Here is a 17932-nt window from a genome sequence, read left to right on the forward strand (position 1 = left end):
CGTAGACCCAGAACGGCAGGGCCGTCGCCTGGCGGCTGCGCAACAGGCAAACGGGGGCGAGAAGTGTGATCACAGGGGAAGTGATGGCACCTGCGACACGGGTGCCGGTACGGCCGCCTGAGGCCTTACCGGCCGCCACGGGAAGTGCCGGCGGAAGGAGTGTGCTGGAGGGCGCGTTCGCGTTGCTGGAGGCGGTGGAGCAGGCCGTGGAGGCGGGCCCGACCAGGCTGGCATCCGACTGCGGGCTGCCCAAGACGACCGCGTACCGGCTGCTGGAGCAGCTGGCGGACCTGGGCGCGGTCGAGCGGTGCGGGGGGAGTTACCGGGTGGGCCGGCGGATGTTCCGCCTCGGGCGGGCCTGGCAGCCGCATCCCCGGCTGCGCGCCGCGGCCAGGGAACCGATGCGCCGGCTGGCGCAGCTCACGGGCACGACGGTGGGGATCGCCGTGCTGTGGAAGGGCGAGACGCTGATGGTCGAGTGGTGTCCCGACGACATCGAACAGCTCGATCCGCTGCAGACCCGGATGACCTGGCCGTGGTTCACCGCGGCGGGCAAGGTCCTGGTGGCCACGGCCGTCCCGGCACCGCTGCTGGGGCCGCTGCCCGCGTCCTGGGCGCGGGACGCCGCCGCGATTCGGGAGCGGGGTGTCGCGTTCGACCGGGAGGAAGTGGTGAGCGGGGTGTGCTGTGCGGCGGTTCCGCTGTTCGGCTCGGCGGCCACACCCCTCGCCGCGCTCTGTGTGCTCACCGACCCGGCCCACCACCTGGAGCGGCTCGCCGAGACCGCGCACCGCACGGCCCGGGTGATCGGCACGGGCCTGCGGGGGCGGTGAGACGGCGGGGCCGGCGGCGGAGTTCGGCGCTCGTGCGGGGATGAGCACCGGACACGCCGACGGCCCCGTCCTCGACTACGCCGGGCGCCCGGGCGGGAGCGAGCACCCGGCGTACCGGTCCGCGCGTGCGGGGCGTGGCGGGGTCGCCGTCGTACAACCGCTCGCCGACGCGGCCATGGGTGCCGAAAACTCCGCGCCGCCCGGCGATCTCCGACATAGGCTGACGGCCGCTGTCTGCCGAGGGAGGACACATGGGGATCCGAAGCCTGACCCGCGCCGAAGCCGAGCACCGGGCCGCGCTGATCGCGGTCGAGCGGTACGACGTGGACGTCGATCTGACCGCGCTGCCCGACGGGCCGGAGGTCCGCTCCGTCTCCACCGTGGCGTTCACCTGCCGTGAGCCGGGCGCGGCGACCTTCGTCGACTGCGCGGCCCGGGTGCTGAGCGCCACGCTGAACGGCGTCGAGGTCGGTCCCGGCGAGGACGGGCGGATCCAGCTCCCCGGTCTCGCCGCGCACAACGTGCTGCGCGTGGAGAGCGTGCAGGCCGACACCACCGCCGGCGAGGGTGTGCACCGGGCGACGGACCCCGGTGACGGCGAGGTGTACGTGTGGATGAGCTTCGAACCGGACGAGGCCCGCTTCGTGTGGGCCTGCTTCGACCAGCCCGACCTCAAGGCGCCGCACGCCTTCACCGTCACGGCCCCGGCCGCGTGGACGGTCACCAGCAACTCCGGTGACGCGGACGTGGAGGAGCTCGGCGCGGCCCGCCGGTGGGCGTTCCCGGACACCCCGCCCCTGTCGACGTACAACACGGTCGTCAACGCGGGTCCCTTCCACGAGGTCCGCCGCGAGGTGGACGGCCACAGCCTGGGTCTGTACGCCCGCCGTTCACTCGCCGCGGTCCTGGAGCGGGACGCCGACGAGATGTTCACCCTCACCCGCCAGGGCCTCGCCTTCTACGCCGAAGCCTTCGCGATGCCGTTCCCGCAGCGCAGGTACGACCAGGTGTTCGTGCCGGAGTTCGGCGGGGCGATGGAGAACTACGGCTGTGTGACGTGGTCGGACGTGTTCCTGCGGCGGGCCGCGCCGACTCCGGCCGAACACGGGCTGCTGGCACGGGTGTTGCTGCACGAGATGGCGCACATGTGGTTCGGCAACATCGTCACCATGCGCTGGTGGGACGACCTCTGGCTGAACGAGGCGTTCGCGGAGTTCGCCTGCCACTGGGCGGCCGAGCAGGCCACCCGGCACACCGACGCGTGGGCCAGCCATCTGATGATCGGCAAGATCAGCGCGTATCTGTCCGACCAGGGCCCCGCCTCGCACCCGATCCACCAGCCCATCCACGATGTCGCCGAGGCCGCGTCGATCTTCGACAACATCACGTACCCCAAGGGCGCTTCCGTACTCCAGCAGCTCAAGACGTATGTCGGCGAAGACCGCTTCAGGGCCGGCATGGCCGCCTACTTCGCCCGCCACGCGTGGGGCAACACCACGCTCCAGGACCTGATCGACTCGCTGTCGGAGGCCAGTGGCCGCGACCTGGACACCTGGCGCACGGCCTGGCTGGCGACCGCGGGCACCGACCGCTTCACACTGGAGCGCGACAGCGACACCCTCACGCTGGTGGCCGACGGCACCCCGCGTCCGCAGGTGCTGGCGGTGGGCGCGTACGGGGAGAACGGCGACGCGCTCGAACGCCGGGCGCTGGTGCGCGTCGAGGTGACGCAGACCCGTACCCCGGTGACCGGACTCCCGCCAGCCGACGTGCTGTTGATCAACGACGACGACCTGACCTTCGCCACGACCCGCCCGGACCCCGCCACCAGGGACGCGCTGTTCCGTACGGCGGCCCGGTTGCCCACGGCGATCTCCCGGGGCGTGGCCGCGGCCACCGTGTGGGACATGCTGACCACCGGCGAGGCCACGGCTGCGGAAGCCGGGCGGAGCCTCACCGCGCTGCTGGCGGCCGAGACGTCCGACGCGGTGATCGAGCCGTATCTGAGCCTCGCCGCGAACATCGCGGAACTGTGGGCACCGGCCGCCGAGCGGACCGCGCTCTCTGCCGCGGTGGCGGCGGCCTGTCTCCGGCTCGCCGACGACCCCGGCCGCCGTCAGGTCGCGCTGCGCGGGCTGGCCCGGACCGCGACGACCGGCGACGATCTCGACCGGCTGCGCGAACTGGCCGGTGCCGACGTGGACCTGCACTGGCGTGCGCTGGTCCGCGACGCGGAGTTGGGCGGGGACGTCGCCCCGGAGACCGAGCGGCTGCTCGCCCGGGATCCGGACCCCGACGCCTGGACCCGTGCCCTGACCGTCCGGGCCGCGCTGCCCGACGCGGCCACGAAGGCGGAGGTCTGGCAGCAGCTGGTCGTGGACCGTACCGTGCCCATCAACTCGGTGGGCACGGTCGCGGCGGCCTTCTGGCGCCCGGACCAGGACGAGCTGCTGGCTCCGTACGCCGAGCGCTATCTGGAGGCGATCCCGAAACTGCACCAGGGGGGAATGCTCCACGCGATGGGCTACACGCGCCACCTCTTCCCGCTGCACGCCATCGACCCGGCGTACATCGAGCGGGCCCGGCAGGCGTCCCTGGAGGCGGTGCCGGTGGTCCGCACCACGCTCCTGGAGCGCTCGGACGAGGTGGGCCGCATGCTCCGCGCGCGGGCCGGGGGCGCGTGACGGAACGCGTTCAGTGCCCCAACCGGTCGGCCAGACAGGCGAGATAGAGCGCCATGGCCGTCCGGTACTCCCGCAGCGGGCGGCCGGTGATCTGCTCGATCTTGTTCATCCGGTAGACGACGGTGTTGCGGTGGATGTGCAGGGCCTCGGCGGTGCGGACGAGGTTGAAGCCGCTCTCGCACCAGGTGGTGACCGTGTCGCGGAGGGCCGGCCAGTCCGGCTGGGCGCGCAGTTCGGCGGCGGTGAGTTCCAGCAGGCGGTGGCGCGCGGACTGGCTCACCGCCGTCACCACCTGGTGGACGCGCAGATCGGTGATCGGGTGGACTCGGTCGGTGTCCGCGAACCGGGCGCCGAGGCGCAGCGCGTCGCACGCGTCCTGGTAGGAGTCGTGCAGACCGCCGACGGAGTCGGCCGCCTCGCCGATGCCGGCGCGGGCCGCGAGGCCGTCCTGGGCGGCGACGAGGTCGGTGACGCGTCGGCAGTCGGCGACGAGGGAGGCGGTGGAGCGTCCTGCGGGCAGGCGGTGCAGGACGCCGATCCAGCCGGGCGCGGTGGAGGCCACGATGTCCTGCGGGTCGGCGAAGAACTCCCCCACTGTGCGCAGGAGTTCGGAGCGGACCAGGGCCATGTCCCGGCTCTGGGTGCCGCCCTGCCGACGGGGCGCGGGGTGCGGCACGGTCACCTCGAAGGCCACGGCGACCCGTCGTAGGCGCAGGTCGTAGCCGAGTTCGGCGGCGCGGAACACGAGGAAGTCGCCCTCGACGACCCGGGGGTCGTAGGACGCGATGTCGGCGAGGAGTTTCTCGGCGGCCCGTTCGGCGAGGAGCCGGGAGCGGAGCATCACGGACTCGCGCAGCAGGATCTCCGTCTGGCGTTTGACGAGCAGCCCGAAGCGCCGGACCTGGGCGGGGGTGCCGGTGATGCCGACTGTGCCCACGGCCTGTCCGCCCGTGATCAGCGGGAGGGTGACTCCCGGGCGTACGCCGCGCAGTTGCTGGGCCTGGGAGGCGCTGTGGGTGGCCGGTTCCTTTGTGCGGACGACGTCCACGGAGGCTTCGTGGAAGCTGCCGACGCGGCTGCTGTCGCCGCTGCCGATGACGATCCCCTCGGCGTCCGTGATCAGCACGTTGAAGCCGATGACGGCGGAGGTGTCTCCGGCGATCTCCTGGGCGAGTGACGGGCTGAGCACGGGGTTTCCTCCCGTCGCGGACGTGTCGGATTGGACGCACCGTACAGGCGACCGCATGAATTCGGCCACAACTTCGTACGAAGTGGACGATGACTCACGGCGGGTTGATGCCTAGCGTTTGGGCCCAATCACTTCCCGCCGAGGGCACAGCGCGGTGAACGGCGGGTCCCTTTCAGTGCCGATACGGAAGGCCCGTGCCGATGATCCGTGTGCGCTCGCTCGTCGTGGCGTTGTCCGCGACGTTGGTGCTGTCCACCGTCGCCGCCTGTGGTTCGGGCGGCGACGACGCCCCGAAGAACGTCTCCGCGAAGACCGCCGCCCTGGGCACGCTCACCCCCGGCGTCCTCAAGGTGGCCGTCCAGCCCTACGCGCCCTACACCACCGTGCAGGGCGGGAAGATCGTCGGGCTGGACGGCGACATCATCACCTACGTCGCCAAGAAACTGGGGCTCGAAGTCAAGCCCCAGGTAACGGACTTCGCGGGCATGCTCGCCGGGGTCCAGTCCCGCCGCGTCGACATCACCGTCGGCGGTGTCGCCTGGTCCGCCGACCGGCAGAAGCAGGGCCTGTTCACCGATCCGCCGTACTACTCGCCCCCGGCGATGGCGGTGCGCAGCGGCAAGACCTACAAGACGCTCGCCGACCTCAAGGGCCTGAACCTCGGCACGGTCGACGGCTATGTCTGGGTCAAGTCGATCCAGGCCGTGCCCGGCGCGAAGCTGCACGCCTACCCCGACGCCAACGGCGTGTTCGACGACCTCGGCGCCGGCCGCATCGACGTCGGCTTCCTGGACCCGCTGATCATCATCGCGGCGCAGAAACAGCGCCCGGACCTGAAGATCTCCACCGAGTACCTGACCCCGCCGACCGCCGCCGAGGTGAAGGCGAAGCCCGCCCTCCAGTACTTCCAGCCGTACCAGACGGGCTTCTATCTCCCCAAGAAGGCGACGAAGTTGGAGCAGGCGATCTCCGCGCAGATCGACGCGATGTACAAGAACGGCGAGTTGGCGAAGCTCGTCACCAAGTACGGCGGCGATCCCGAGCAGTTCCTCAAGCCCGCCGCCGATGTCGCGACCTCCCGGCGCGGGGTGGACCGGCCGAGCGACTGGACACCGCCGTCCATCGGGAAGTGAGGCGCTGACATGTCGGGTCTCTTCCAAGTCCCCTGGTCCGACTACCGTTCCGACCTGATCGACGCGCTGTGGCGGACGATCTCGTACACGGTCGTCAGCTTCATCGGTGCGGTGCTGCTGGGTCTGGTCGTGGCGCTGCTCAGGCTCAGCAGGGCATGGCCCGCGCGGGCCCTTGCCGCCGTCTACACCGAGCTCTTCAAGAACATCCCGCTCCTCGCCATCATCTTCCTGACCTACTTCGGTCTGGCCTCGGCGGGCATCCGGCTGGACGTGTTCACCGCCGGCTGTCTGAGTCTCGTCGTCTTCTACGCCGCCTATCTCTCCGAGATCTTCCGGTCCGCGATCAGCGGGGTGCACGACGGACAGACCGAGGCCGGTGAGGCGCTGGGCATCGGGAAGGTCGGGATCTTCGTCCACATCGTGCTGCCGCAGGCGGTCCGGCAGGCGCTGGCCGGCACCAACACCATGCTCGTCGACCTGCTGAAGTCCACCTCGCTGCTGGTCACCGTCTCCGCCGCCGAGCTGATGTCGGAGGGCAGGCTCATCACCTCGGCCACCTTCCGGGCCCTGGAGGTGTATCTCGTCATCTCCGCCATCTACTTCGCCCTGTGCTACCCGCTCTCCCAGATCCTCCTGCTGCTGGAGCGCAAGGTCCGCGCGGGCGTCCCCCTCTCCCCGTGGCGGCGGCGCAGGGTCCGTACGGCCCGGGCGCTGCTCGCCGCCGACCTCGGCACGAACCTCAAGGAGCCGGCCGTATGACCGAGCCCGTCACCACGGCGAAGACCGGCCCAACCACCCACGCCGACACGGTCGTTCGGATCGAGGGACTCAGCAAGTCCTTCGACGGACGGCTCGTGCTGGACGACGTGAGTCTTGAGGTCGACCGCGGCCGGATCGTCAGCGTCATCGGACAGAGCGGCGGCGGCAAGACGACATTGATGCGCTGTGTGAACCTGCTGGAGCGGCCGGACCGGGGCACGGTGGAAGTCGCCGGCGATGTCGTACACCGCGACGGCCGCATGGTCTGCCGCGACCTGCCCGGGCTGCGCCGTACGGTCGGCATGGTCTTCCAGCGGTTCAACCTCTTCCCGCATCTCACGGCCGTGGAGAACGTCGTGGTCGCCCAACGCAAGGCCGGTGTGCCGGAGTCGGAGGCCCTGGAGCGGGCCGTCGCCCTGCTGCGCCGGGTCGGGGTGGCCCACCGGGGTCTCGCCCTGCCCGACCGGCTCTCCGGCGGTGAGCAGCAACGCGTCGCCATCGCACGGGCGTTGGCGCTCCGGCCCGAGGTGCTGCTCTTCGACGAACCCACCTCCTCCCTGGACCCGGAGGCGACCCGCGAGGTGCTGAGCGTGATGCGCGAACTGGCCGCCGACGGCATGACGATGCTGCTGGTCACCCATGAACTCCCCTTCGCCCGCGAGGTGTCGGACCGTGTCGTGTTCGTCGACGGCGGCCGGATCGTCGAGGAGGGCCGGCCGGAGCAGGTCATCGACCACCCCGAACAGGCCCGCACCCGCGCCTTCCTCGCCGCCTACGGGTCGGCGTCATGACGGGGCACGGTGGTCCGGTCGTCGTGGTCGGCGGCGGTGTGGTGGGCCTGTGCACGGCCTACTACCTGGCCGAGGCGGGCCTGGAGGTGGAGGTCGTCGAGCGGCGCGCGCTGGGTTCGGGGGCGTCCCGCGGCAACGCGGGATGGATCTGCCTGAGCCATTCGACACCGGTCCCGGCGCCCGGCGTGGTGCGCTACGCGCTCCGCTCCCTGGGCCGCCCGGACTCGCCCCTGTATCTACGGCCGCTGCCCGATCCGGCGTTCGTACGATGGCTGTGGCGGTTCTGGCGCAGCAGCACCCCGGCCGCGTTCCGGCACGGCTACACGGCGATCGCCGAGCTGAACCGCTCCACGTTCGACCTCTTCGACGGCTTGCGCGCGGCCGGGGTCGAGACGGGACTGACCCGGCCCGGCATGGTGCACGCGTTCCTCTCCCCCGCCGAGGCCCGTCACCATCTCGCCGTCCAGCGGCAGATGGCGCACGACCGCTATCCGCTGCCGGACGACGTGGTCACGGGCGACGAGGCCCGCCTCCTCGACCCCGCGCTCTCCTCCCGGGTCCGGGCCGCGTATCTCGTGGAGGGCGAGGGCGTGGTCGATCCGGAGGCGTTCGCCCGCGCCCTGGGCGAGGCGCTCGCCGCGTCCGGGGTGAAGGTCCACGAGAACACGGAGGCCACGAGGTTCCGGACGGAGGGGAGCCGGGTCACCGCGCTGCGCACCACGACCGGTGACATTCCCTGCTCGGCCGCCGTCATCGCGGCCGGGACGCGCTCCTCGGACCTGCTCGGCTCGCTGGGCCATCCCCTGCCGTTGCAGGCGGGGAAGGGCTACAGCTTCTCGGTCGACCTGGATCAGGCGCCCCGGCACACGCTGTACTTCGGCGAGCGCAGGGCCGTCGCCTCGCCGATCGGGGCCACCACCCGCATCGGCGGGACGATGGAGCTGAGCGGCAACAACAACCGTCTCGACTGGCGCCGCATCGTCGCGGTCGCCCTCGCCAGCAGGCACTATCTGGGCCGCTGGTTCGACGACCCCGACGATCTCGTGAGCCTCATCCGCGATCCGTGGGTGGGCGGGCGGCCCTTCCTGCCGGACGGGCTGCCGGTCGTCGACCGGGTTCCGGGGCACGACAACGCGTTCGCGGCGACCGGGCACGGCATGCTCGGCGTCACCCTGGGCCCGGTGACCGGCCGTACCCTCGCCGACTACGTCCGCACCGGTCGCCGCCCCGACGTCCTCATGCCGTTCCGCTTCGACAGGGCGCCGTGGAGCGGGGGTTCAGCCGGTAGGTGACTTCTCCTCGGTCCGTTCCGGGTGCGGGTACGACGGCTGTACCCGCAGCGGCCGGGCCGCCCAGGCGGGCAGGTGCCAGTTCCAGCCGCCGAACAGGGAGACCAGGGACGGCACGAGCAGCATCCGCACGATGGTCGCGTCCAGCAGGATGCCGATGCCGAGGCCGGTCGCCAGGGTCTTGAGGTCGGTGCCCGGTCCGGAGGCGAGTGCGGCGAAGGCGAGGAAGAGGATGAGTGCGGCGCTGGTGACGAGGCGGCCGGTGCGGCCGATGCCCTCGACCACCGCCTCGTCGGTGGAGAGACCGGCGTCGTACTCCTCCCGGATGCGGGTGAGGATGAACACCTCGTAGTCCATGGACAGCCCGAACAGGAACGCGAAGATCATGATCGGGATCCAGAACGTGACGGCCCCGGTGGCGGCGATGCCGAAGATCGCGTTGGAGCCGTGGCCGTCCTGCCAGAAGAGGACCATCAGGCCGAGGGTCGCCGCCAGTGAGATCAGGTTGAGCAGCACCGCCTTCAGCGGCAGCAGCAGGGAGCGGAAGGCGCGCACGAGCAGGACGTACGTCAGCAGCGCGATGATCGTGAGCATCAGCGGGAAGTTGCCGTAGACGGCGTGCAGGAAGTCGATCTGGGCCGCGCCGACTCCGGCGACGCCGACGGCACCGGGCAGGTGCTCGGTGGCGGTCTTCACCCGTTTGACGACGTCGATGCTCTTCGAGTTGACCGTCTCGGTGTCGGGGATGACGACGACGATGCTCTGTCCGCCCCGGTTGCCGGCGGGCCCGGTCGGTACGAGGACGCTGGTCACGCCGTCGACCTTGGCGAGTGCGGCGGCTACGGGTTTGGCCTGGTCGGTGCTGACCAGTACCTCCATCGGGGTGAGCGCGCCGGTCGGAACGCCCCCGCGTTCCAGGGTCTGGAGCGTGTCGTAGGCCTGGCCGTTCTTGGCGAGGGACTCCGAGGAGGCGAGGCCGATCTTGATGCCGAGGAAGACGCCGACAAGGGCCGCGAGGGCGGCCAGTGCCGCGCCGGCCGCGATCCAGCGGCGCCGGACGACGGCGGTGGTCCAGCGGATCCAGAAGCGGCTCGCCCTGTTCTCGTGCCGGATCTTGGGCCAGTCGACCTTGGGCCCGATGCCGCCGAGGATCGCGGGGGTCAGGGTGAGCGTCGTCAGCACGCTCGCGAGCGGGATGAGCGCACCGCCGTAGCCCATGCTGCGCAGGAACGGGACGGGCAGGACGACCAGGGAGAGCAGTCCGATGGCGACCGTGACGCCGCTGAACACGATCGCGTGCCCGGCGTGCTGCATCGCGACGACGACCGCGTCGTGGTTGTCCCGGCCGCGGTCGCGCTCCTCGCGCCAGCGGGTGACGAAGAGCAGCGAGTAGTCGATCGCGACGCCCAGGCCGATGAGGGCGACCAGGAACTGCACGATGAAGGACACGTCGGTGGCGTAGGTGAGCGGCAGCAGCATCACGAAGGTCGCGAGGATCGACACCGCGGCCACCAGCAGCGGCAGCAGGGCCAGGAAGGACGCGAACACGAAGGCGAGGACGGCGAGTGCGCCGACGGCGCCGAGCAGGGTCTCGCCGAGCACTCCGGGGCCGCCCCCGTCGTCGCCGCCGGAGGCGAGCGGGTCCTCGCCCGTCACGCCGACCTTCGCGCCCGCAGGCGCGGCCTTCGCGGCGGCCGCCTTGATCGGGTCGGTCAGCAGCGTCTGGCTGGGTGACGGGTTGAACCGGTAGAAGACCAGGGCGTAGGCGGTGCGGTCGTCCTTCGTCCGGAAGGCCTTGTCACCGGTGTTCGCCTCGTCGATGACCCGCAGTCCCGGTGCGGCCGTGCCGGCGGCGGTGAACACGCGCCCGACGTCCGTCTCGTGGCCGGTGACGGTCTGTCCGGCCGGGAGGGTGACTGCCACGAGGTACGGATTGGTGTCGCCGCCGCTGCCGAAGGCCTTCTCGATCTTGTACGCGGTCACGGTGCCGGGTTGGCCGGGCAGAGAGAAGTCGATCGTGAGGCGGTCCGTGGTCCGGCCGGCCAGCGCGATGCCGGCGATGAGCACCAGACCCCAGAACGCCACGACCGCCTTGCGGTGTCGCAGTACGAATTCGGCCCACCGTCGCATGCCGGACCTTCCCCGGGTCGTAGGTTGCGCGAGTCTAGCCCGCCGCCCCGTTCATCCGCTATCGGGATAATCCATCCGGTTTGAAGGGATCCGGAAGCACGGAATCCGTGTTTGCGCACCTCGGGAAGAGAGCGCGACCCAGGGCTGTTTCAGCCTTAGGTACCGGATCATGACCGGACTCCTGAGAACGGAGCAGTCAAGGTGAACGACGCGACAAAGGCCGACATACGGCAGGTGACAGACACCCCGACTCCGACGCCCGACACACTGGAGCGGGTACGGCGGCATCGGCGGCACACCCTGGAGCTGCTCACCGTCTGTGCCGTCGGTCTGGTCCCCTGGACGGTTCTGCTGGCGGTGACACTCCCGTCCGCCTACGAGGTGCATCAGTGGCGGGTGACCTGGGTCGGCTTCGACGTCCTGCTCGTCCTGGCGATGGCGGCCACCGCGCTGCTCGGCTGGCGGCGGCACCGGGCGGTCATCGTGGCGGCGGTCTTCTCGGCGGCGTTGTTGATCTGCGACGCGTGGTTCGACGTGTCGCTGGCCTTCGGCACCTCGGACATCTGGTCGGCCGCGGCGCTCGCCGTCTTCGCCGAACTGCCGCTGGCCGGCTATCTGATCCACCGGGTGATGGGGATGATCTCGCTCGCGCAGTGGCCGTCACCGAAAGCGGACACCCGGATCGCCGAATAGCCGTCCCGCGTTCCCCGACCGCGCCGAGGTCTCCTCAACTCTCCTTACTGGGCAGGGGCGTTGACACCGTGTGCGATCCGCGTCACGGTGAGGACCCGTAGCGCTCGGAGGTCGCCCATGGCTCCGCTCCCGTCCGATGCCGGTCTCGTCGCACGTGTACGGGAGTTACAACCCCTGCTCCGCGAACGCGCGTTGCGCACCGAGCAGGAGCGGCGGGTGTCGGCGGAGGTCGTGTCCGCGCTGACGGACGCCGGGGTGTACCGGATGAACGTCCCCCGCCGGTACGGGGGTTACCAGAGCCGCCTGAGCACACAGGTCGAGGTGCTGGCCGAGATCGCCGCCGGATGCGGCTCCACCGGGTTCATGGCGCTGATCCAGGCCGGGTGCTCCTATATCGCCGCGCTCTTCCCGGACGAGGCGCAGGACGAGATCTTCACCGGCCCCGATGTGCGGGTCGGCGGCACACTCATCCCCGACGCCGTAGCGGTGGCGGCGGACGGCGGCTATGTCGTCAACGGCACCTCGGGCTTCGCCACCGGCTGCCAGAACGCCGACTGGCATCTGCTGACGGCTCGGGTCGAGTCCGTGGGCGGTCCGCCCGAGGTGCTGTGGACCGCCGTACCGATGTCGGAGCTGGAGATCCTCGACGACTGGTACGTGTCGGGCCTCGCGGGCAGCGGCAGCAACAGCGTCGTCGCCCGGGACGTGTTCGTACCCGCGCACCGCATCCTGCCCGTGGGGCAGTTGCTCGGGGGCGGCTTCCCCTCCAAGGCCAACGCCGACGACCCCTTCTACCGGATGCCGGTCCTGATGCTGTTCTGCGCCTGGACGGCCCCGAACGCGCTGGGCCTGGCCCGGGCCGCCCTCGCGGAGTTCACCGAGCGCATCCACCGGCGGGGCATCACCTACACCTTCCACGAGCGGCAGTACGAGGCGGGCGTCACCCATCTCCAGATCGCCGAGGCCGCGTTGAAGATCTCCTGCGCCGAACTGCTGACCGCCGAGTTCGTCGCCCGCATCGAGTCGGCGGCCGACAACGACGAGCCGTACACACAGGCGGAGCGCGCCAGGATCCGTGCGCAGAGCGGCTATTCGACCCGGCTGTGCAAGGAGGCCGTGGATCTGATCGCGTCCGCGTCGGGCGCGTCCTCGCTGCACCGGGACGTCCCCGTCCAGCGCGCGGTACGCGATCTGCACGCGCTGAGCCTGCACTCGTTCGTCAACCCGAGCACCAACCTGGAGCTGTACGGCCGGGTCCTCTCCGGTCTCGACGCGGGCACGCCCTTCCTCTGACGGCTCAGCCCAGGGACGCCAACCAGGCGGCGGTCTCCCGGGGTTGGGCGAACCGGAGCGCGGTGAGCGGAGCGAAGCGCGGGTCGTTCGTACGGCGCTCGATCTCGGCGCGTCTGACCGCGTGCTGGGACCAGGCCCACCAGGCCGGGTGCTCGCGGCTCAACCACCCCGACCAGGTCTCCCTGTTGCCGCCGAAGATGCGCTCGCGGGTGACCGTCCGGCGGAGGGAGCGGCGCAGGACGCGCGGCATGATCACGCGTCTCCCGTAGTCCAGCCAAAGCACCATGTCGGCCAACTCCCAAAGCAGATCACGGACTTCGGGATAGCCGATCGAGTCGATGATCCAGCGGGGTTCGGCGGTGAGCCGCAGCACGTCGTCGGTCAGGTTCTCGTTGACGGCCCAGTCGGGTCCGGTGAAGTACACGGCGTCCATCTCGTGGTACGGCAGCTTCAGCCGCTCGCTCACTCCGCGGGCCAGCGTCGACTTGCCCGCCCCTGTCGCCCCGACCACCAAGATCCGCTCCATCTCCGCACCTTAACTACGATGTGCGATGCCCGCCGATCATTGACAGGAGCCCCGTCATGAGCAGTCCGCAGCACGCCCACGCCTCCCTGGACGGCCTGGTGACGGGCGACGCCTTCGGGGACAGCTGGTTCACGCGCTCCGACGAGCCCGCCGAGGAGCTGTGGGCCGCGCGCGAACTGCGGCCCGCGCCGTGGCTGTGGACGGACGACTCGGCGATGGCGTTCGTCCTGTTCGCGCATCTGGTGACCCACGGCGAGGTCCAACCGGACGCGCTGGCAAGGGAGTTCGCCGCCGAGTACGAGCGGGAGCCCGGACGCAAGTACGGCCCGTCGATGCACGGCGTGCTGCGCCGCGTCGGGGAGGGCGAGGACTGGCGGGCGGTCACCACCGGGCAGTTCGGCGGACAGGGGTCCTACGGCAACGGTGCCGCGATGCGGGTCGCGCCGCTGGGGGCCTGGTTCCGGGACGACGTCGCCACCGCCGCCGAGCAGGCCCGGCTCTCCGCGCTGACCACCCACGCCCACCCGGAGGCCGTCGCGGGGGCGGTGGCCGTGGCGGTCGCCGCGGCGCTGGCCGCCGCCGGCGCGGATCAACAGGCCCTCCCGCGCGCCGAATTCCTGCGGGAGGTCGCCTCCCACGTCCCGGACGGCGACGTCCGCTCCCGTCTGCTGGTCGCCGCGGGATTCTCCGAACGGACGTCGGTACGGCACGCGGCATCCGTCCTGGGCTCCGGGACACTGATCTCGGCTCCGGACACCGTGCCGTTCTCCCTCTGGTCGGCGGCGGGGCACCTGGACGACCTGCCGGAGGCGTTGTGGCAGACCGTCGCCGGATGGGGCGACCGGGACACGACCTGCGCGATCGTGGGCGGAGTCGTCGCGGCCCGCACCGGCACCGGGGGCATCCCGGCCGCCTGGCGGGAGGCCCTGGAGGCGATTCCGGCCCGGAGCGGCTGGGAAGTCACACCGGCGCTGACCGCACAGGACTGAACAGGGCAATGACCGGTCGCGGCCGACAGAGGGCAGTCCTCTACGCGGCCGAGATCCCGGTCGAACACCCGCGTCACCGAGTTGCCACGTCCGGTCGGTCAACGGTGCTGCAACACCTGCTTGTTCGGACCCGGGGCGCGCAACACCGGTCGGTGCACGCGCCCCGGGCCGGGTCCGGCCTCAACAGCCGTACAGGACGGGCCTAGAGAGGCACGGGCAACGCCCGCCGGGCCACCGAGACGAGACGCTGCCCCACCAACTCCATGCACAGCCGCATGTTCTTGTCGGCGATGTCGTTGTCCGGGATACGGCAGGCGAACTGCAGCCCTTCATGGACCCGGGTCACCCACGCGCACACCTGATCGCCGTACGACACCCGGATCAGTCCGTACGCCTTCAGCTCTTCCCAGCGGTCCGAGCCCGGCAGGGCGCGCGAGTCGACGTAGGAGACGATCGAGTACAGGTCCGGGGACGTGGGCCGGAAGTCGGCGCCCAGCAGGCGCAGTACGCGGGCGATGGGCATGCGGGCGAGTGCGCGGTTCTCGCGGAGGGTGGCGCGGACCATCCGCAGGGCGTCGTCGAAGTCCCGCGCGTGCTCGATGGGGATCTCGATGGGCGCGCCGCCCACGTACCAGCCGACGGAGTCGGCCCAGCGGGACTTGGCCCGGGTGTGGAAGGGCACGACGGTCCGGTACACGTCGAGGCCGCTGATCTCACGGGCGGCGAGGGCGACGGCCGCCAGGACGCCGACGAGGCTTCCGCCGTACGGCCGGCAGTAGGCCTCGAAGGCAGCCGCCTCCGTGTCGTCGGTCAGCATCTCCTGGAGGAACTTCTGTGTGGGCAGCGGCCCTTGGGGGTCGAGGCCGAGATCGACGGGGAAGTTCGGCAGTTTGCCGTCGCAGCGGGCGATGAACTCGCGCCAGCGGGAGACGACGGTGTGCGTGTCGTCGATCTGATCGGCGTCCGTGCGTTCGCCCGCGCAGAAGTCGATGTAGCTGGCGACGGGCGCCACTTCCACCGTCTTCCCGGCGAGCCCGGCCGCGTACAGCTCGTGCACCTCCCCCGCGATGCGATGGAGCGAGTACGCGTCGACGTTGCTGTGGTCGAACGCCAGGTACACGCTCGTGCAGTCCTGGCGTACGACCGCCGCGAAGAGGAAGTTCGGCCAGGTGAGCGCGTCCGCCGTGACATCGAAACGGTCCTGCAGATACCGGGTCAGCGTCCCCGCGTCCGCGAACTCGCCGATGTCCTCGCGGTGCAGGGCCACCGCGTCGGCGTCCAGGGTGAAGCGGCGCATCTCGTCGCCGGACCACCGAAAGCCGCTGCGCAGCGTCTCGTGCCGGAGCATCCAGTCCCGCAACGCGCCCTGGAGCACGTCGAGTTCGATCCTCCCCGGCATGTCGAAGGCGGTGCCGAGCCAGGTGGGCACGAACAGCCCGTCCTCGCGCACCGAACGCGCCGTACGGATATGGGACTCCTGCACATACGCCGGTGGCCGCACGTCGTCGGGAAGGGCCCGCGCCGCTCCTACGGCCGCGGGGTGCAGCGTCCACTCGACGAGTCGTCCGGGACGGATCTCGCACCGCTGAAGGTCACTCATGCGCACAGGGCTCTCCGTTCGCCTGCCCACGGGAGGCCGCCGGGCACCACTGTCGATCCACGCCTCCATGCCGCTCGGGCACCGCTCACTGCATGCGGAGATCAACGAGCGGGCCGTTCGGAAAGCAACGCTCTGGAACCCGCCGTTCCGAAAGGGAGTGGATCAAAGGGGATCAGAGAGGGGTGGTCGCGCGTACGGCGATGACCGCCAGGGTGGTGTAGGCCATCGTGAAACCGCCTCCCAGGTCGTCGATGGCTCGGCCCACCTCGCCCAGAATCTCGGCCAGTTGACCGGGGTCGAGGCGGGTGAGGCCGCCGGTCGTGGGGAGCAGATCCAGCCACTGGTCGCGCGTGTAGGACCGCTCCCGGTCGAATCGCAGCAGCTCCGGGTCGCCGAACCCTCCGGTCTCGCGGATCTTGTCCGCGACTTTCCCGTACGCCGCCTGATACATCTCCAGCGGGCGGCGGGCCGACCCATCGCCGAACGGCGAGTCGGGCACCACTCGCCGGTAGGCGGCCTCGAAGGGCTCGGCCACCTCGGCAGGCGGCTCGTACACGTGCCCGAAGATCGCCAATCGGCCGTCGGGGCGCAGCACTTGGGCCGCTTTGACGGCACCGGCAAGGGGATCCACCCAGTGCCAGGACTGGGCGGCGGTCACCGCGTCGAACGTGCGGCCGCCCGGTTCCCAGTCCTCGAAGGTGGCCACCTCGACCGGCAGGCCGCGGTCCCGCGCGAAGTCGGCCATCCGTGCGTCGGGTTCGACACCGAGCACGGTGCAGCCGGCGGCCTGGAACTGACGGGCCGCGATGCCGGTGCCGCAGCCGACGTCGAGCACGTCCGGCGCACTCGCCCCCGGGTGCCCGGTGACGATACGTGCCACCAGGTCGTCGGGGTAGCCGGGGCGGGCCTGGTCGTAGCGTTGCGCGTCCGCGCCGAAGGACTCGGCCATCTGTCGGGCCTGGTGCAGCGGCGTGGGCTCGGGCTGCTCTCGCGGTAAAGTGGGCATGCGTTCACCTTAGTGGGCAAGCGCCCACAAGCCAATGGGTGGCAGCGGACCGACGCACGAGAGGAACCACAAGTGCCGACCGGGGTGCACCTTCGTGATGCGCGGCAGCAGTTGTTCGACGCCGCCGAGCGCGTACTGCTGCGGGACGGACCGAACGGGCTGACCAGCCGGGCCGTCACCGATGAGGCGGGGTGCGCCAAAGGCGTTCTCCACCGGCACTTCACCGACTTCGACGCGTTCCTCGCCGAGCTCGTCCTCGACCGGGCCGCGCAGCTGGAGACACAGGCGCAGGCGCTGCGCGACTCCGCCGGGACCGGCACCGTCGCCCACAACCTCACCGACGCGCTGACCACCCTGTTCGGGCCGGTGCCGGTGGCGATCATCCCGCTCATCACCTTCCGGGACGAGTTGCGGGCGCGGCTGCGACAGGCCCGGGCCGGAGGCGGTATCGCCATCCTCGGCGAGATGACGAAGGCGGTCTCGGCCTACCTGACCGACGAGCGGGCCAGGGGCCGCATCGCGGCCGACGCAGACATCGACTCGCTCACCCTCTCCCTGGTCGGAGGCGGGCACCTCCTGTTCGCCGACCGGGCTTCGGACCCGCCGACCACGTCAGCGGTCGGCAAGCTGGTGACCACAGTGCTCGCCGATGTCGTACAGCGGCGGCCACGCTGAACTCGCCCTGCGGTGCCACGTGTTGGCGGGGTGGTCCGGCCAACGGGTGTGTCGGCGGAAGCCGGCCTCGGTGAAGGCGCGGCCGTCTCCGCTCGGCGTGACGCAGTGTCTGTCGCGATGCGAGCACCGGTGCTCCGCGGAAGTACTGGCGGCAGCCGGACGCGCGGAACCACAGGTCGAAGGCGTGACCTTCGATGTGCCACAGCGACAGGTCCTCCCGGCCGTCGTCCGGCACCAGCCGGTGCAGGCCGTCGAGCTCCGGGTCCGGGGCCGTGCCCTTGAAGTCGAGGTCCCCTTCGAGGTCCCGGGCGGCGGCGGCCGACTGCACGGACAGGGCGTGGA

Annotated in this window: 15 protein-coding genes; 10 read left to right on the forward strand and 5 right to left on the reverse strand. The window is 71.0% G+C overall.

The window, feature by feature from the left end; all coding sequences use genetic code 11:
* The first annotated feature begins 161 nt into the window (after window positions 1-161).
* Window positions 162-833, forward strand: coding sequence for an IclR family transcriptional regulator (locus ACQHII_RS01800; protein ID WP_427917489.1), 672 nt, complete (start codon window positions 162-164; stop codon window positions 831-833).
* A gap of 251 nt (window positions 834-1084) precedes the next feature.
* Window positions 1085-3517, forward strand: coding sequence for an aminopeptidase N (gene pepN / locus ACQHII_RS01805; RefSeq protein WP_427917490.1), 2433 nt, complete (start codon window positions 1085-1087; stop codon window positions 3515-3517).
* A gap of 10 nt (window positions 3518-3527) precedes the next feature.
* On the opposite strand, the gene ACQHII_RS01810 is transcribed toward pepN, so the two are convergent.
* Window positions 3528-4706 carry a CdaR family transcriptional regulator gene (locus ACQHII_RS01810; protein WP_427917491.1) on the reverse strand — a complete coding sequence of 393 codons (1179 nt, stop codon included), beginning with the start codon at window positions 4704-4706 and terminating at the stop codon, window positions 3528-3530.
* Between the two features lie 200 nt (window positions 4707-4906).
* Between ACQHII_RS01810 and ACQHII_RS01815 the strand changes: the two genes are divergently transcribed.
* Genes ACQHII_RS01815 through ACQHII_RS01830 form a run of 4 tightly spaced genes read left to right on the forward strand, consistent with a single transcriptional unit; the run spans window position 4907 to window position 8681 of the window.
* The gene (locus tag ACQHII_RS01815; protein WP_427925206.1) at window positions 4907-5839 is read left to right on the forward strand and encodes a substrate-binding periplasmic protein; all 933 of its coding nucleotides are present in this window, start codon (window positions 4907-4909) and stop codon (window positions 5837-5839) included.
* 9 nt (window positions 5840-5848) lie between these two features.
* The gene (locus ACQHII_RS01820; protein WP_427917492.1) at window positions 5849-6598 is read left to right on the forward strand and encodes an amino acid ABC transporter permease; all 750 of its coding nucleotides are present in this window, start codon (window positions 5849-5851) and stop codon (window positions 6596-6598) included.
* A complete protein-coding gene (locus tag ACQHII_RS01825; RefSeq protein WP_427917493.1) occupies window positions 6595-7389 on the forward strand; it encodes an amino acid ABC transporter ATP-binding protein in 795 nt (264 codons plus the stop codon). The genes ACQHII_RS01820 and ACQHII_RS01825 overlap by 4 nt, the downstream gene beginning before the upstream one ends.
* Window positions 7386-8681, forward strand: coding sequence for an NAD(P)/FAD-dependent oxidoreductase (locus ACQHII_RS01830; RefSeq protein WP_427917494.1), 1296 nt, complete (start codon window positions 7386-7388; stop codon window positions 8679-8681). The genes ACQHII_RS01825 and ACQHII_RS01830 overlap by 4 nt, the downstream gene beginning before the upstream one ends.
* On the opposite strand, the gene ACQHII_RS01835 is transcribed toward ACQHII_RS01830, so the two are convergent.
* The gene (locus ACQHII_RS01835) at window positions 8667-10808 is read right to left on the reverse strand and encodes an MMPL family transporter (RefSeq protein ID WP_427917495.1); all 2142 of its coding nucleotides are present in this window, start codon (window positions 10806-10808) and stop codon (window positions 8667-8669) included. The genes ACQHII_RS01830 and ACQHII_RS01835 overlap by 15 nt on opposite strands.
* Before the next feature lie 201 nt (window positions 10809-11009).
* Here ACQHII_RS01835 and ACQHII_RS01840 point away from each other — a divergent pair, with 201 nt between their 5' ends.
* Both ACQHII_RS01840 and ACQHII_RS01845 read left to right on the forward strand, forming a co-directional pair.
* Complete coding sequence (locus ACQHII_RS01840) at window positions 11010-11501, forward strand: hypothetical protein (RefSeq protein WP_427917496.1); 492 nt, start codon at window positions 11010-11012, stop codon at window positions 11499-11501.
* 117 nt (window positions 11502-11618) lie between these two features.
* Window positions 11619-12794, forward strand: a complete 1176-nt coding sequence (locus tag ACQHII_RS01845) for an acyl-CoA dehydrogenase family protein (protein WP_427917497.1) — start codon at window positions 11619-11621, stop codon at window positions 12792-12794.
* A gap of 4 nt (window positions 12795-12798) precedes the next feature.
* Here the strand turns inward: ACQHII_RS01845 and ACQHII_RS01850 are convergent, their stop codons facing one another.
* A complete protein-coding gene (locus ACQHII_RS01850) occupies window positions 12799-13320 on the reverse strand; it encodes an adenylate kinase (RefSeq protein ID WP_427917498.1) in 522 nt (173 codons plus the stop codon).
* A 56-nt stretch (window positions 13321-13376) separates the two neighbouring features.
* Here ACQHII_RS01850 and ACQHII_RS01855 point away from each other — a divergent pair, with 56 nt between their 5' ends.
* Window positions 13377-14309 carry an ADP-ribosylglycohydrolase family protein gene (locus ACQHII_RS01855; RefSeq protein WP_427917499.1) on the forward strand — a complete coding sequence of 311 codons (933 nt, stop codon included), beginning with the start codon at window positions 13377-13379 and terminating at the stop codon, window positions 14307-14309.
* Between the two features lie 202 nt (window positions 14310-14511).
* On the opposite strand, the gene ACQHII_RS01860 is transcribed toward ACQHII_RS01855, so the two are convergent.
* Complete coding sequence (locus ACQHII_RS01860) at window positions 14512-15909, reverse strand: condensation domain-containing protein (RefSeq protein WP_427917500.1); 1398 nt, start codon at window positions 15907-15909, stop codon at window positions 14512-14514.
* Window positions 15910-16081: 172 nt separating this feature from the next.
* On the reverse strand, window positions 16082-16915 hold the full coding sequence (locus ACQHII_RS01865) for a class I SAM-dependent methyltransferase (RefSeq protein ID WP_427917501.1): 834 nt from the start codon (window positions 16913-16915) through the stop codon (window positions 16082-16084).
* 72 nt (window positions 16916-16987) lie between these two features.
* On the opposite strand from ACQHII_RS01865, the gene ACQHII_RS01870 reads away from it, so the two are divergent.
* The gene (locus ACQHII_RS01870) at window positions 16988-17590 is read left to right on the forward strand and encodes a TetR/AcrR family transcriptional regulator (protein ID WP_427917502.1); all 603 of its coding nucleotides are present in this window, start codon (window positions 16988-16990) and stop codon (window positions 17588-17590) included.
* Window positions 17591-17932: the final 342 nt, after the last annotated feature.

This window comes from Streptomyces sp. cg40, assembly GCF_050320165.1.
In the GTDB taxonomy this organism is placed as follows: Bacteria; Actinomycetota; Actinomycetes; order Streptomycetales; family Streptomycetaceae; genus Streptomyces; species Streptomyces hokutonensis.